Origin of the sequence: Janthinobacterium algoris (assembly GCF_051380935.1) — a bacterium.
Classification (GTDB): Bacteria; Pseudomonadota; Gammaproteobacteria; order Burkholderiales; family Burkholderiaceae_D; genus Janthinobacterium.
Genome location: NZ_JBNYXZ010000003.1, coordinates 106642 through 120555 on the forward strand (window position 1 = coordinate 106642; position 13914 = coordinate 120555).

A 13914-nucleotide genomic window follows, 5' to 3' on the forward strand; every position below is an offset into this window, starting at 1 on the left:
GAATGTGTGGATTGCTGGCCGTCGTGATGCGTGTCAGGCCGCGACCGCTTCATCAGCCTTGGCAGCTCTCGCATGGCACGTCAATTCGATCAAGGGCAATGCCCGCTGGACCGCCAAAGTGGCCCGCTGGATCAATGCCTCGTCCTGCAGACGGTAGTCGAGGAAATCCTTGTCGGTTGCATAAACGCCCAGCGGCAATGTGCGTGCCTGGAAGAAGCTGAACAGCGGGCGCAACTGGTGCTCGATCATCAGGGCATGGCGCTCGCTGCCGCCGGTGGCAGCCAACAAGACTGGCTTGTCGATCAAGGCGTCCTGATGAATGAAGTCGAAGAAGTGCTTGAACAGTCCCGTGTACGCGCCGCGAAAGACTGGTGTTGCCACCACCAGGATGTCGGCTTGCTCGACTGCTGCAAGTTCGCGCTCCACCGTATCGGGCAGGTGGGAGCGCCAGACCGCGCCGGCGAGCTGCGGTGCGAGCTGACCCAGTTCGACTAGGCGTTGTTCGCACAGCACTTCGTCGGCGATCAGATCCATCAGGTGCTCTGCCAGGGCTGCAGCCTTCGAAGGGCGTTGCAGCCCGCCGGAAACCGCGACTAAACGAAGTGGACGTGTCATTTTTGCTTTCATAGGGATGGATGCGCCAGGGCCGAAAAATACAGGCAACAAGGGGATCGATGATAGCGGCGGGAATCGATGAAGTATAATGGTCTTATTTCATACATCCATGAACATGGCTCATCTCAATGCTTGAACGCATCCACCTCAGCATCGTCCAGCAGGTCGAGAAACAAGGCTCGTTGACGGCCGCAGCGAGCGTGCTGCACCTGACCCAGTCGGCCCTGAGCCACAGCATGAAGAAGCTGGAGCAGCAACTGGGCACCGACGTTTGGCTGCGCGAAGGGCGAAGCCTGCGCCTGACGCAGGCCGGCCAGTATCTGCTGGCGGTGGCGAACCGGGTGCTGCCGCAACTGGACCTGGCCGAAGAGCGCCTGGGCCAGTTCGCGCAGGGCGAGCGCGGCGCGCTGCGCATCGGCATGGAATGCCACCCTTGCTACCAGTGGCTGCTCAAAGTGGTGTCTCCCTATCTGGCCGCATGGCCCGACGTGGATGTGGACGTCAAGCAGAAGTTCCAGTTCGGCGGGATCGGCGCGCTCTTCGGCTACGAGATCGACTTGCTGGTCACGCCCGACCCGCTATACAAGCCAGGGCTGACATTCGAACCCGTGTTCGACTACGAGCAGGTGCTCGTCGTGGCCAAGGGCCATGCCCTGGCTACCGCGGCCTATGTGAAGCCCCAGCAACTGACCCAGGAAGTGCTCATCAGCTACCCCGTGGACATCGAGCGCCTGGACATCTATAACCAGTTCCTGTTGCCGGCCGGTGTCACGCCCAAGCGCCACAAAGCCATCGAAACCACCGATATCATGCTGCAGATGGTAGCCAGCGGCCGCGGTGTGGCCGCCCTGCCGCGCTGGCTGGTCGAGGAATACGCGGCCAAGATGGACGTGGTGCCTGTGCGGCTGGGCGTGCGCGGCGTCGCCAAGCAGATCTTCCTGGGGGCACGCGAGGCGGACACCGCCATCGACTACGTGCGGGCCTTCATCGAACTGGCCCGCCAGCCTGCTATCGTCGTTGCGCAAGGAAACGATGCTAACGCCCTTGATGCATCCAGATAAATCCAGGCCCGCCAACAACATCACGCACGGCTATTCCCTGGAAGTCAGTGCCCTGCTTTGAGCGCAGCGGCGCCCCGGATATTGCCCGCGTCAACCATTTCCATTCCCGGCCTACTTCGCGCTTTCCATGGATTCCACTGTATTGAAAATATGCGCCAGCGCGCTTTCCATGGCGCTGGCAGTAGCGTCGCCGCTCTGGTTGGTGATGATGAAAACCCCAAGCTGATATTGAGGAACGACGTAAGCGTAGCTTTGCGCACGTGGCACGCCGCCATGGTGGACATAATGCGTGCCCAACTGGCGATTGCTACCGATGTTCCAGAAATAGCCAATGCTGAAGTCGTCCTGAAAGCGTACCAGCGGCTTGTGTGATTCGACGACCGCGGGATTGGCGCCCAATTGCAGGCGCAGGTACTTCGTCATATCCGGCATAGTCGACTTCAGGTTGCCCGCTGCCCCCCAAGGCAGTTGTGGCATCGCTGTTGTGACGACGGGATTGTCGCTGTGGTAGCCGGGCGCCAGCTGGCCGGTATCCCTGGCTGTGATTCTCAGCTTGGTATCGTGCATGCCGGCTTCGCGCGCGACGAATTGCGTGAGCAGGACTTCATAGGGCATTCCGTAGATTTTTTCGAGCGTGTGCGCAATGAGTTCGGTACCGGCGCTTGAATAGGCGTAGTCCTTGCCAAGCGGACCTTTGATGCTGACTGTGTGCAAGTCCTGCCAGAATTGCTGTTGTCCGTAGTTGGCGTAGGCTGCATTGAGCTTTGCCGGCGTGGCGTGTGCAGTGAAATCCTTCAATACGGTGTTCACCTGCAATGGCAGCATGCCCGGCATATTGCTGGTGTGCGTGATCAAATGGCGCAAGCGAATTGGCTGGCCCTGCGACTGCAGGTTCGGGTAGGCGGCTGCCAGGTACTTTTGTATGGGATCGTCGAGCGCCACCTTCCCATCAAGCACTGCGTTCGCCAGTAGCAGGCCAGCAAAAGTTTTGCTGACTGAGCCGATTTCATATAGCGTTGTATCGTTCGGCGGATTGGCTTTGCCGGTCTCCAGCTCGCCTTGATGCAGAATGAATTCCTTGCCGCGATAAACGACAGCAATCGAGGTCGCGTGTAGAAATTTTGATTGCAGCAGCGTGCTTGCGGTCTGGCGCATTGCCGCAGGAATGTCATGCGCAGGTACTGGGGCTGCGGGCTTGCAAGCTGCCAGCACTAGTGTCATTCCAATCATGATTGCGGCGAGTTTGGTCATCATGCGCACCATCCAGGGGAGAGGGGCATTCTCGCACAATGGATTCAGCGGTGACAGAAAAAAGTCATTCGTATGGTTTTTCCAGAGAATGAACGGTGGTGCCTGATAAAAGAAAACGCCACCCGGAGGTAGCGTTTTCTTCTTGGTGGCCCGGGGCGGAATCGACCCACCGACACAAGGATTTTCAATCCTTATGTGATCTTTCAATAAAATAGAACTTGGCTCCAAGACCAAGAAAGAACATGCGTGCCTGCTTCAGCAAAACTGAGCGCATTGCCTAGGTCAAGGGAATCGCAGTCCGCCGTGACTACCGGTCCAGGTAAGGCGTCAGAATGTTCTCAAGCCACTCGACGAAGATGCGTACCCGGCGTGACAGATTATGCCGATGTGCTACCACGATAGACACTGGCAAGGATTTTGGCCGCAAATCAGGCAGAACTTCTACCAGCTCACCACTGTGAAGGAAAGGCTTCAGGCTCGAAAGGCCAGCCTGAATCAGCCCAAGCCCCGCCAAACCGGCACCATGGTATGTCTGCACGTTGTTGACGCTGAGCGATCCTGGAAGTGCAAGCACAGCATAGGTCTGACCTGTTGGATATTCCCAACCAAGCGTCCGACTGCCCAGTGTTGGGGTGTAGTGCACCATGCGATGTGCCTGCGCCAATAGGTCTTCCAGCGTGTGCGGAACACCGTACCGCGCTAGGTAGGCTGGACTCGCGGCATTCACCATCCGCAAGGTGCCAAGCGTCCGCGCAACGAGGGTCTCGTCAACGATGCCACCGACGCGAAGGGCGCAATCCATTCCTTCCTGAATCAAATCAACGCGCCGGTCAGTGCTGGATAACTCCAGCTCGATGCCGGGGTATCTCTCCATGAACGTGGGCAACGCTGGCATGACCGTGGAGCGAGCGAATTCGGTCGGCAGATCGATGCGGAGACGGCCGCTGAGCGGGGCCTCGCTCGCGGCGAACATCACACTTAGCTCCTCAGCATCAGCAAGCAGTGCACGTGCGCGCGCGTAAAAGCTGCGCCCATCCTCCGTCAACTGCACTGTCCGAGTTGAGCGGTGCAGCAAACGGGCGCCCATCTGAGCCTCCAGTTCACGCACCACGTTCGACGCGCGTCCTTTCTGGATGCCGAGACTCTCCGCTGCGTGAGTGAAACTGCCCATTTCTGCAATGCGAACAAAGATTGCCAGGGCCTCCAGATTTTTCATTGTAATTCTTTTGAGTAACAACGGGTTTTGATTGGAGTACTTTATAGCAAAAGTCGCACAGGGCATAGTTAACTCCACTGGAGCAAACGGTTGCTCCCCACGAATGTTGGAGCTCGCAATGCGCTACAAGCAACTGGGTAACACTGGACTGTTCGTGTCCGAGCTTTGTCTCGGCACAATGACCTTCGGGCCTTCGGGACAAGAAGGTCTGTATCACGATATTGCGGGGATGGATCAACTGACCGCTGATCGTATCGTCGAGCAATCCCTGGCGGCAGGAATCAACTTCTTCGATACCGCCGATGTGTATACGCACGGCCAGTCCGAGCGAATGCTGGGGCAGGCTTTAAAAAATCTTGGCGTGGCGCGCAAGGACATCGTCATTGCCACCAAGGTATTCAACCCTTCAGGCACCGGCCCGAATGACAGGGGAGCCTCGCGCGGGCACATTATGGATTCGGTATCGGCAAGCTTGGAACGTTTGCAGACCGATTACATCGATCTCTATCAGGTGCACGCCAACGATCCCCTCACACCGATCGAAGAAACGCTACGTGCGTTCGATGACCTTATTTCGCGTGGACTGGTGCGTTACATCGGCGTCTCGAACTGGTCGGCGTGGCGGATCGCCAAAGCCAATGGTATTGCCCGTCGCCATGGATATGCACGTTTCGAAACCGTACAAGCCTATTACTCGATTGCGGGGCGGGATATCGAGCGTGAAGTCGTGCCGATGCTAACCGAGGAAAAGATGGGCCTGCTCGTCTGGTCACCGCTTGCAGGCGGTCTGCTGTCGGGCAAGTTCGGCCCCGATTCGTCGAGCGAAGGGAGGCGCGCAGCGTTCGACTTTCCGCCCGTTGACAGGAATAAAGCTTGGGAATGTGTGGACGCGATGCGCCACGTCGCCGAGAAGCATAGCACCAGTGTAGCGAGCGTCGCGCTGGCCTATGTCTTGGCAAAGCCTTTCTTGACGTCGGTAATCATTGGCGCAAAACACCTTGATCAGCTGGCGCAGAACTTGGGTGCCGTCAAGCTCCAACTTGATGCTGACGACCTCGGCTTGCTTGATACCGTCAGCGAGCTCACGCCCGAATATCCCGGGTGGATGCTCGCGCGCACCGCTCACACACGTATGCCCTCCGGCAGCCAAATCATGCCAGGCGGCCCGAGTCCAACAGTCAATGCAAAGGAGGCTGCCATTGATCTCTGAACGACGCGCAGGGTGCAGCTTAAAGCAGGTGCACAGGCCCACTGATCGCAGCGTTGCGTATTCCGTTTTTTCTGATGCCAGTTAGAGCTGGCGAACTACATTACTTAACATTAAGGGTTTTTATCATGAGCATGCATCCATCGGAATTAAAAGGCGTCGTTATTTTTCATTCAGGCTACGGCCACACGAAACGGGTGGCCGATGCCGTAGCGGCAGGTGCGAAAGCAGGCTTGTTGCAAATCGATGCAGATGGGAATCTGTCCGACCAGGCATGGGCGGAAATCGAGCATGCACACTACATCATTTTTGGATCGCCCACCTATATGGGCGGGCCTAGCTGGCAGTTCAAGAAATTTGCGGACGCTTCGTCCAAACCATGGTTCGCCGATCTTTGGAAGGACAAAGTTTTTGGCGGATTCACTAATAGCGCCAGCGTCAATGGCGACAAACTGGCGACGCTGCAGTATTTCACCCTGCTTGCCGCACAACATCGCGGTATCTGGGTGGGCGTGGGAATGAAATCGTCCAACACAAAGGCTTCTCAACGAGATGACATCAATCGTATGGGTTCCTTCCTAGGGCCGATGGCACTGTCGCCGGCCGATGCGGCACCGGAGGAAATGTCTTCGGGTGACTTGGAAACCGCGCGTCTTTACGGCTCGCGTGTTGCCGAGATAGCTGCCAAATTGTTCTTGGCCTCTACACCACACTGAATCCATTCTCAACCAACTCAACTAATTACTTTCATGAAAACGTCAACTACAGACTTGTCCTCGCAATTACGCGCCGAACGCATCGCAGTCGAAACGCTGTATCGCGCGTTCAGCGAGCAAAACCCAGATATGGTGGATTCGGTCCTAGCTCCACAGTGGGAGGATATTCCACTGGCGCCAGGCCAGGGACCCGGTCCGTCCGGCATCAAGCCCATCATTCGTATGCTTGCTGCCGCGTTTCCGGATGTTCACATCACCATCCACGACATGCTCCAAGAGCCGGGCAAGATTGGCGTGCGTGCCGAGATCAGCGGTACGCATCTGGGCGAGCTGTTCGGCATCGCACCAACCGGCAAAAAGGTGAGCTTCCGTCTGCACGAATTTCACACCGTCGCCAACGGCCTAATCACGACCACGTGGCACATGGAAGACTGGTTCGGTTTGTTTTTGCAACTGGGCCAATTCCCATCGCACGGTTAAACCCATCAATATCGGCCGGCATTACATCAGAAATATCAGCTGATGCAGAATGCTGGCATCTGAACGCGGCTCCCCCGCCGCGCAAACAACTGACGCCTGCTGTTGGCCAGGTTGTCATTCAATGGTCTGGGCAGCGCCAGATCACCTGGGTTTGATGCACCTCGTACTGAGCGCTTGCAACGTGGCGTGAGTATTCTCATCACTGCAGCCCCCCAATCGCATTGAACGATCTGTGCTTGCCCCACAACAATTACAGCAGCACGGCCTACCTTGCGCACCTGCGGCCAGAGCGTTGATGCCTCGCCGTGCAGCACCGGTCCAACGCAACAGGCGCGAGGAAGCCGAGATCGTCAAGGACGGCATCATGCCGTTGGGCTGGAAGGACGCTTGTCAAAGCGGAGAAGCCCTGAACACCTGTGCCGTACAGCGCCCATCGGTCAAGTCGCGGCTGGCGGAGAGCTGAACTTGTGAAGTGCCAGGTGGCAGCAATTTTTTTTGAATTTTCACGGCACGTGAAATCCAAAACAATATTGCATGTGCGAGCGTGAGCCGCCTTGGAGAGCGACGATCCGCGTCCACACCAGTCTGCGTGAAAACTTGGCCGTCGGCCGCGAATCTTCCATTTTTTTAGCCGGTCAACGGTAGGCGCTCACTCCACAAATGGCGCAGCCCACAAGAATTAGTATCGCCCTGTGGATCGCAGCTCACCGCATCGCATTCGAGCGTAAGGATGACGACCTCAGGATGGAGGATTTCAGGAAAGCATCAATCACATACCTGGTCGGAGCAAGGCATCAGGTCGTTTTACATCGACAATCCGCATAGCATGCGCCCGGCCGTGATGACTCAGTGAACGAAGCAAATCAGCCCCCGTCTGTACGGTCCATGTTGCTACCGGCAAGATTTGAGCTCGAGGCACAAATCGATTGTGTTCACAAACTCGATTCTGCACGCAATAATTCAATCAGTCGTTAGGCCCTCAAAACGTGGTGCATGGCCATGGAATAGTTCCTCTTGGAATCTCGGCGCCATAGCCATTCGTTAAGCGTGATCAGCCAAACAACCAGAAAAGCAACAGAGCCAAAACCGTTGGCCAGCCATCATGTAAACTACGGCCCAAGCATGGGTTACTAAAAAATATAAGGTTGCATCCATTGTCTCCGCGTGTCACCTCCCGAGATGAGCATCAGGTCGATCCTCGCAGCCACCTCTACGGACCGCTACCACTTGCAGGGGGCGTCGGTCCGGAAGCCACATGAGAAGTCGGGCGTTATGCCCGCACTGCCGCAAGCCCTTTCCAATCGACAACCTCAAAGGCAGTGTCCCCAAAACGTACTTGTCCGCGTCGGCGTTCAACAAGGTCCAACTCGATCACCAATTGGCGCAATGCAGGGGAGAGCTGGCGCAGCGCCCGAAATAAGTGCGTGTTGATGTGTTGGGTGTCGATGCCGAGCATCGCACCGAGCGACACCATATCGCGCCAGCCAGCCTCCGAGGAGATGATGCTTTGACACTCGTCCCCACGTCGCTCCCGGGCAAGCAACAGCAGCGTTTGATGATGAGCGCGTTCGCCCAAGTCGACGACCGAACCATCCACAATGAGTTCGAGCCGCACGTGTTCCTCGTCCTGGCTTACCAAAAAGTGAAACTTCGGATGCCTATGGCTGGGCTTGCCGAGAGTAGCGTTGGCCTCCTTGGCGTCGCCGGCCTCCTCAGGCTCAACGGTGCTCGTGCGCGCTATGGCCGTGGTGCGGCCGGCTTTTGAAGGCAACGCGGCCATTGCACTCAGTTCTTTATCCATCATGCATCCCTCAATGTTTAGGCCGTCAAGCACGACGCCAGCGGTCCGTTATTTATGATGCAATTTACTTTTTGATAACTCAATACTCCCAATGTCGTACTGACATGGCTTGGAATTACGAGTCATTTACATCGTTTTGGGTACCGAAGCACTAACCTTTTGCACCAAGTCTGACAATCAGCCGAAGCCGTCGATTCAATGCGCTCGCTACCTGTCAACTCCACAAGCTATTTTTACAAATCTAGGGTGAGCGCAATCAACTGGGCAGTGCTGCGTAAGCCCAATCGACGAAGGAGGTTCTCGCGGTGCTTGCGCACGGTAAGTACGCTGACGCCAAACAGACGTGCGATTTCCTTGCTCGTTCGGCCCTGAACGATGAGAACCATGACTTCCTGTTCGCGCCTGGAAAGGGCTGCTCCCAAGGGTATCCGGCTCGTCCGAATTCAGCCAGCGTTTCGGGCGTACGCAAGTAGCTCAGCTGCATTGCGTAACCCAAGTTTGTTGAGCATGTTGCTCCGGTGTTTGCGGACCGTCGACTCAGTGATCGACAACTGAGTGCCTATATCTCGGCACGACAGCCCACCAGCAATAGCTAGCAAAATTTGCGACTCGCGCCGGGTGAACGGCTCAGATTCATGACTCATTGACCTGCTGCTCCCCGCCTGTTTCGCGGATCAAGAGGCCTCGATGCGCACACGCTGGCTATTTCGGCCCATCGCTCGAAATTGCTCAGAGGAGACATCGGTTTGAACGTGGTCCAAGCCATCGTGCCGGGGCTGCGCCATTTTTGGCCCGGGCCAGCCCCGGGGCGGCTGAATGACGTGTCCGTCGCTATGGGTTGGCGACCCGCGGCCGAGGCCGATACTGGATTGAATTCGGTACCATTGTTCCTGTGGCGGGTTATTGTCTGGTCATGGCTCGTCATCGGCGGTAATGGTAACACTCAAGTTTAAGAAGGATATTACGTAGGCAGGCCGCAAATGTAACCTGCTTCCGAAACGAACCCTTAACTTGAGGTAACCAAGATGGCAAACGTAGATCAATCCAAAATGTGGGCGCAGTTGATGCAGGCCATGCAGTCCAAGCTATTTCCGGGCGGCATTGGCTCCGACATGGTGTTCTCGGCCGCGTCGGTGGCACGCTCCGTCAATCTCAACGCTACCGATCCCGGCGTCACGAACTATGGCGTATATGCGCTCGGTGACATCGTTCCTGCCAACAGCCCCGCATACAATCCCGCGCCCAGTGGCTTGCTGACCTCGTACTCGCAATTCCTCGACTGGATTAATCTAGGCGGCGACAGTAATCCGAACCTGCAGTCGCAACTGAACATCGCAATTAACGGCGACGGTGGCGCAACACCTGGCTTAGTTGCTATACAGACCGGCTACAACACCCAATACACCGCCGCTGTGACGCAGTACCTGGCCCAGAAGACGGCCGCTACGTCGGTTGGGGACACCATCGCGCCCTTCCAGTCCTGGGTCCTGACCAACTACCCGCAGTTAGCCGTTGCCAAGAGCCAGCTCGACGGCGCGCAGTCCCAGGTCGACCAGCTGAGCAGCCAGTTATACGGGCCGGGGTACGCACAGGTTCAACTGGCGCGCCAGATCACCAGTATCAATGGTGGCGCCCAAGATCCGATGAAGCAGAATGGCTACAACATGCAGGTCACCTCCGCGACATACGTTCCACCGGGATCGACGGCAGCGGTGATCGGTGCCGCTGCGGCAGCCAGCACCAGCACGACGGCCCAGGGCGTCTCTTCGTTCGTGCCACTGTATTCGCTGGACACGGCCTATGCCGCGACCTACGCCGAATGGCAGAAGGCGAGCGCTGCCGGCCAGATCGGCGAAACTTTCCACTTCGACTCGCACAGCAACGACTACGACTACCAGGAATCGGGCTGGAATGCGTCGGCCAAAGCGAGCTGGAGCAGTTTCTTCTGGTCGGCCAGCGCTTCGTCATCGTCGAGCGCGCAGACGGTGAGCGTGGATGCTAGTTCGTCCGACTTCAGCGTCGATGTCGAGTTCGTCGGCGTGAAGGCCTTCGGCATCACCCCAGGTCCTTGGTGGCAGAACGGTTCGCTGCTGTCGACCTACAAGGGCAAATTGAAACCGGGTGCGCCGGACTTCTTCTCCGACGACGGTGCCTTGGCGCGCCGGGCCTCGCAGATCGTGCTCGGCTTTGAACCAACGATCACGGTAAAGCTCAGCGCCTCCGACTACAGCCGGCTGAAGAGCTCGTGGCAGACCCAGGCGAGCGTCTCCGTTGGAGTCGGCCCGTTCAGCTTCAGCGGCTCCGGCGGGGCTGATTCATCGAAGGACAAGATCCATTACGACGACGCAACGTCATCGCTGAAGATCGGACCGATTAAGTCGACAATGCCGGTCCTCCTCGGAGTAGTCAGTAGCAAGGTTTAGGGTAGTCAGTCCCCACTGGCCCGCGCGAGCGGGCCCTTCCCTAGCATCCCGATTGGAGAGATCAATCATGACAACACCTGAAGGCGGTCTCGAAGTGGCATGGTCGGAGTGGTCGCAGGCTCTCGTGAGTACGCTGTTTCCCGGGGGGCTTGGACCCGGCCAACACTTCGCGTTCGGTCAGACGACGCTTATGGCGGATTTCGCGAACGCCGACCCGCAAGTCGCCAATGCCGAGATCTTCCGCATCGGTGACACGGTGCCAGCTGCGGCGCCCAATTTCGTGCCCCAGGCGAGCCTGAGCGACGCCTACGGATTCTTTCTGCAGCGCATCGAATCGCCGGCGCTGGCGATGGCACAGGCCAACATGGCCGCCGCATGTAGCGCGGCGCAAACTGGCTTCAACATGCCCGCGAAAGTGGGCACGCAATCGCCGGGGGGCTACCTGCCGCCGGGGCCGGGCGGGACGGCGCAGGCATTGCAGGCAATTTTTTTACCGGCCTACGAACTCGACACCGGGTTTCGGACGCGATACCAGGAGTGGCAAAGTTTAAGCGCCAGGGGCCAGACCCGAGCAGGCGGCGTGATTAGCTTCAGTTCGCGCATCGGCGACCCGTCGGGATCGTCACCGTCGATGAACACGTTGATGCTGCCGCCAGTCAGTACCATGGCGGCGCAACTATCGCCGGACACAGCTGTGGCACCCCAGGTTCCAACTCCCCCCGCCTTTTTCAGGGTTGTCATGGCCACCCCCGATCCCTTACAGTCCGCGTTAGCGGCCGGCACGGCGCAGCCTCCCACCTCACCGCGGAACTCTGCGCAAGCTGCCGTCGAACACTACCGGCCCGTGGCGCTGGCTTCCAATGGAGATTCAAGCAATTTTTCGCTTGAGGTCTCGTTCACGGGACTCGGTACCTTCATGATCGGGCCCGCCCGATGGTTTAGCGACACCGCGGTGCGGCTGTTCGCCGACCAGCTTTCGCCCACGGACAAGGCTCTATTCTTTGCGGCAGGCGGCGTTCTCGCGCGCCGCATCTACCAGGTCGTCCTCGCCTTCGAACCCACCGTCATCCTGCGTTTCGACGACCGCCAAGTCTTTAAGAACGCGAAAACGCTCCTGTCCGACCCGCAGGGCGACTCTGTCAGCATCGGCCCCCTCAACTTCGACTCGAAGCTGGTCACATCGATGAGTAGCAAGGGACCGGTCTATAGCGACGATGTCCAGACCATTACCATCGGCCCCGTCCCATCGACTTTGCCTATCTTGCTCGGCGTGGTCAGCACGGACGTGGCCAATTTCCCTCCGGCCCCATGACCGGATTTTTTCAAACTCTAAAGGAAATCAAATGTCTGACTATTTCGTATGGCTCGAATACTACGCCGCCGCTCCGGTGAGTAAGAACGTGAAATCGGATGAGATGAAGTACGCCGACGGGCACCAGCATGGCATCCAGCCGACTCAGGGCCAGGTCGATGGCCTGCAGCCCTCTCTCACGAATAATGTCTTGGCAGTGTACGCGACCTACAACCGCACGCATCCGGCGGCGGGGGCCGTGGTTCCGACCAACGCCGCTATAACGCAGGCGCGCCTCATCAAGACTCGATCAGCCCACTAACCTGGACCTGCACCCGCGCCGCAGGGAAATCAACAGCTGAGAAATTCACCAATCTTCGCGTCCTTCGGACGCCTAAGCAGAGAGGAAATGCCATGACCAACTACGCAGGATTCGATACCGACATCCACCCAGGCCTCGCCCAACTTGAATGGCTGCAGCTCAACACCAATCTCAGATGGTGCGGCTACTACCTCGCGCCTGCACCAAGCCACGACAATACCAGCTGGATGGGCCAGCGCCAGCGGCTATTAGCCCAGGGCTGGGGTATGGCGCCCATCTTCGTCGGCCAGCAAACTGCGGGGCCGGGCTCCCATAATGCAGTGGGACCGCAAGGCAGCACTGACGGTGCGCTGGCCGCCGAGCTCGCAGGCAAAGAGAGTTTCCCTCCACAGTCGTACATCTATCTCGACTGGGAAGACGGCAGCAGCCCGAGCCAGGACGCCCAAGCCTATATCAGCGCTTGGGTCACTGCAGTGACCGAAAGCGGCTACAATCCGGGCATCTATTGCTCGCATCACCTGGCGCCCGACATGGCAACGCTGATCTGCCAACTCAATCCGGCGCCCGCGTTGCGCATCTGGGCGTGGGAGGTAGCCACCGTTGCCGTACACCGTTATGAGGGCTCGATCGATGGATTTCCGGACTTCGCCCCAGCCAGTTGCGGCTATACGGACGCAATAGCATGGCAATGCGAGCAAAACAGTGAGCTGGACCTGCCCGGGGCACCGATCACCAGCATGAAAGCTGACCTCAGCTGCGCTAGCGTGGCGGATCCGAGCGCACCTCAGTGATGAGTTGCAATCCGAGTCGTGAACAGCAATAAAGTGAGCCGAGAGGCTGACGCTAAACGCTTTCAATGACTAATAATCCGAATGGTGGCGCAGGTACTGGAACGCATTACAGAGAATGCTCTCGCGCAAAAATACTCTCTGTCTCCCGGCTACGTCATAATCACTGCACCTTTTCATCATCATATTGGTACATCCAAAGCCGGCAATCGAGGGGCCGTTCATGGCAGAAACCGAAGGCATTCATCAGAATTATCTTCCACGCCGAATCCAGTTGCATCAAGACGATGGGACCTTTCGGCAATTTAGTGAAATAGAATTTCTGGCACTCGATGGCGCAAAAGTGGTCTTAGGAGAGCCAGGAATGGGCAAGTCGGAATTTATGTCAGTTGCTGGACGCCACTTCGAAGTAGAACCAATCCGGACTAGCCGATTCATACTGAGCAAACGTGTAGACCGTTTAGTGAACGATCGTCATTGGAGCAGATCCATTCGGTGTACCGAGGTATGGAGAAACGAAGAATTTCACTGAGGCGCAAATAACAGCCCTGTTTGACGCCTTGCAACATTTGACCGAAGACGATCCGTACTTCCTGAGCCGAAATCGGGACGATCGCACGGCAGCCGGATTGATGATTTTGCCGCTCAAGGAAAGGATCAAGAGTGCTATCGCATCAGCAGATAACATCCCCGATAGCTGGAAAGCGTACTTGTCCTCAGTTAGGACGGGACACCACCGATGC

16 protein-coding genes and 1 tRNA gene are annotated in these 13914 nt (G+C 57.5%); 10 read left to right on the forward strand and 7 right to left on the reverse strand.

The genetic code is table 11. The annotated features are described in order from the left end of the window. Positions 1 to 33: 33 nt before the first annotated feature. Complete coding sequence (gene msuE / locus ACQ4W7_RS05430) at positions 34 to 615, reverse strand: FMN reductase (RefSeq protein WP_436529019.1); 582 nt, start codon at positions 613 to 615, stop codon at positions 34 to 36. Between the two features lie 128 nt (positions 616 to 743). Between msuE and ACQ4W7_RS05435 the strand changes: the two genes are divergently transcribed. Then, complete coding sequence (locus ACQ4W7_RS05435) at positions 744 to 1676, forward strand: LysR family transcriptional regulator (protein WP_436529021.1); 933 nt, start codon at positions 744 to 746, stop codon at positions 1674 to 1676. Positions 1677 to 1787: 111 nt separating this feature from the next. On the opposite strand, the gene ACQ4W7_RS05440 is transcribed toward ACQ4W7_RS05435, so the two are convergent. The 3 genes from ACQ4W7_RS05440 to ACQ4W7_RS05450 form a co-directional block, all read right to left on the reverse strand. Continuing rightward, entirely contained in the window at positions 1788 to 2930 is a 1143-nt protein-coding gene (locus tag ACQ4W7_RS05440; RefSeq protein ID WP_436529023.1) for a serine hydrolase domain-containing protein, read from the reverse strand. 140 nt (positions 2931 to 3070) lie between these two features. Beyond that, a tRNA-Phe gene (locus ACQ4W7_RS05445) sits at positions 3071 to 3244 on the reverse strand. After that, a complete protein-coding gene (locus ACQ4W7_RS05450; protein ID WP_436529025.1) occupies positions 3235 to 4143 on the reverse strand; it encodes a LysR family transcriptional regulator in 909 nt (302 codons plus the stop codon). Before ACQ4W7_RS05450 ends, ACQ4W7_RS05445 begins: the two co-directional genes overlap by 10 nt. A gap of 118 nt (positions 4144 to 4261) precedes the next feature. Between ACQ4W7_RS05450 and ACQ4W7_RS05455 the strand changes: the two genes are divergently transcribed. The 4 genes from ACQ4W7_RS05455 to ACQ4W7_RS05470 all read left to right on the forward strand — a co-directional run bounded on the left by ACQ4W7_RS05455 (position 4262) and on the right by ACQ4W7_RS05470 (position 7009). Beyond that, positions 4262 to 5353, forward strand: a complete 1092-nt coding sequence (locus tag ACQ4W7_RS05455; protein ID WP_436529027.1) for an aldo/keto reductase — start codon at positions 4262 to 4264, stop codon at positions 5351 to 5353. A gap of 125 nt (positions 5354 to 5478) precedes the next feature. Continuing rightward, positions 5479 to 6066, forward strand: a complete 588-nt coding sequence (locus tag ACQ4W7_RS05460; RefSeq protein ID WP_436529029.1) for a flavodoxin family protein — start codon at positions 5479 to 5481, stop codon at positions 6064 to 6066. A 33-nt stretch (positions 6067 to 6099) separates the two neighbouring features. Continuing rightward, positions 6100 to 6546, forward strand: coding sequence for an ester cyclase (locus tag ACQ4W7_RS05465; protein ID WP_426074765.1), 447 nt, complete (start codon positions 6100 to 6102; stop codon positions 6544 to 6546). A 295-nt stretch (positions 6547 to 6841) separates the two neighbouring features. Next, positions 6842 to 7009 carry a hypothetical protein gene (locus ACQ4W7_RS05470; RefSeq protein ID WP_436529031.1) on the forward strand — a complete coding sequence of 56 codons (168 nt, stop codon included), beginning with the start codon at positions 6842 to 6844 and terminating at the stop codon, positions 7007 to 7009. An 807-nt stretch (positions 7010 to 7816) separates the two neighbouring features. Here the strand turns inward: ACQ4W7_RS05470 and ACQ4W7_RS05475 are convergent. The 3 genes from ACQ4W7_RS05475 to ACQ4W7_RS05485 all read right to left on the reverse strand — a co-directional run bounded on the left by ACQ4W7_RS05475 (position 7817) and on the right by ACQ4W7_RS05485 (position 8991). Continuing rightward, a complete protein-coding gene (locus ACQ4W7_RS05475) occupies positions 7817 to 8350 on the reverse strand; it encodes a hypothetical protein (protein WP_436529033.1) in 534 nt (177 codons plus the stop codon). Positions 8351 to 8580: 230 nt separating this feature from the next. Then, a complete protein-coding gene (locus ACQ4W7_RS05480) occupies positions 8581 to 8769 on the reverse strand; it encodes a LuxR C-terminal-related transcriptional regulator (protein ID WP_436529035.1) in 189 nt (62 codons plus the stop codon). A 21-nt stretch (positions 8770 to 8790) separates the two neighbouring features. Continuing rightward, complete coding sequence (locus tag ACQ4W7_RS05485) at positions 8791 to 8991, reverse strand: response regulator transcription factor (protein ID WP_436529037.1); 201 nt, start codon at positions 8989 to 8991, stop codon at positions 8791 to 8793. A 381-nt stretch (positions 8992 to 9372) separates the two neighbouring features. Here ACQ4W7_RS05485 and ACQ4W7_RS05490 point away from each other — a divergent pair, with 381 nt between their 5' ends. The 5 genes from ACQ4W7_RS05490 (at position 9373) to ACQ4W7_RS05510 (ending at position 13703) form a co-directional block, all read left to right on the forward strand. Beyond that, on the forward strand, positions 9373 to 10770 hold the full coding sequence (locus ACQ4W7_RS05490; protein WP_436529039.1) for a hypothetical protein: 1398 nt from the start codon (positions 9373 to 9375) through the stop codon (positions 10768 to 10770). Between the two features lie 67 nt (positions 10771 to 10837). Further along, positions 10838 to 12082 (forward strand): hypothetical protein, encoded by a 1245-nt coding sequence (locus ACQ4W7_RS05495; RefSeq protein WP_436529041.1) that lies wholly within the window; start codon positions 10838 to 10840, stop codon positions 12080 to 12082. Between the two features lie 31 nt (positions 12083 to 12113). Next, positions 12114 to 12383, forward strand: coding sequence for a hypothetical protein (locus ACQ4W7_RS05500; protein ID WP_436529043.1), 270 nt, complete (start codon positions 12114 to 12116; stop codon positions 12381 to 12383). A gap of 92 nt (positions 12384 to 12475) precedes the next feature. Continuing rightward, positions 12476 to 13174, forward strand: coding sequence for a glycoside hydrolase domain-containing protein (locus ACQ4W7_RS05505; RefSeq protein WP_436529045.1), 699 nt, complete (start codon positions 12476 to 12478; stop codon positions 13172 to 13174). A 220-nt stretch (positions 13175 to 13394) separates the two neighbouring features. Continuing rightward, positions 13395 to 13703 (forward strand): hypothetical protein, encoded by a 309-nt coding sequence (locus tag ACQ4W7_RS05510; protein ID WP_436529047.1) that lies wholly within the window; start codon positions 13395 to 13397, stop codon positions 13701 to 13703. The last annotated feature ends 211 nt before the right edge of the window (positions 13704 to 13914 follow it).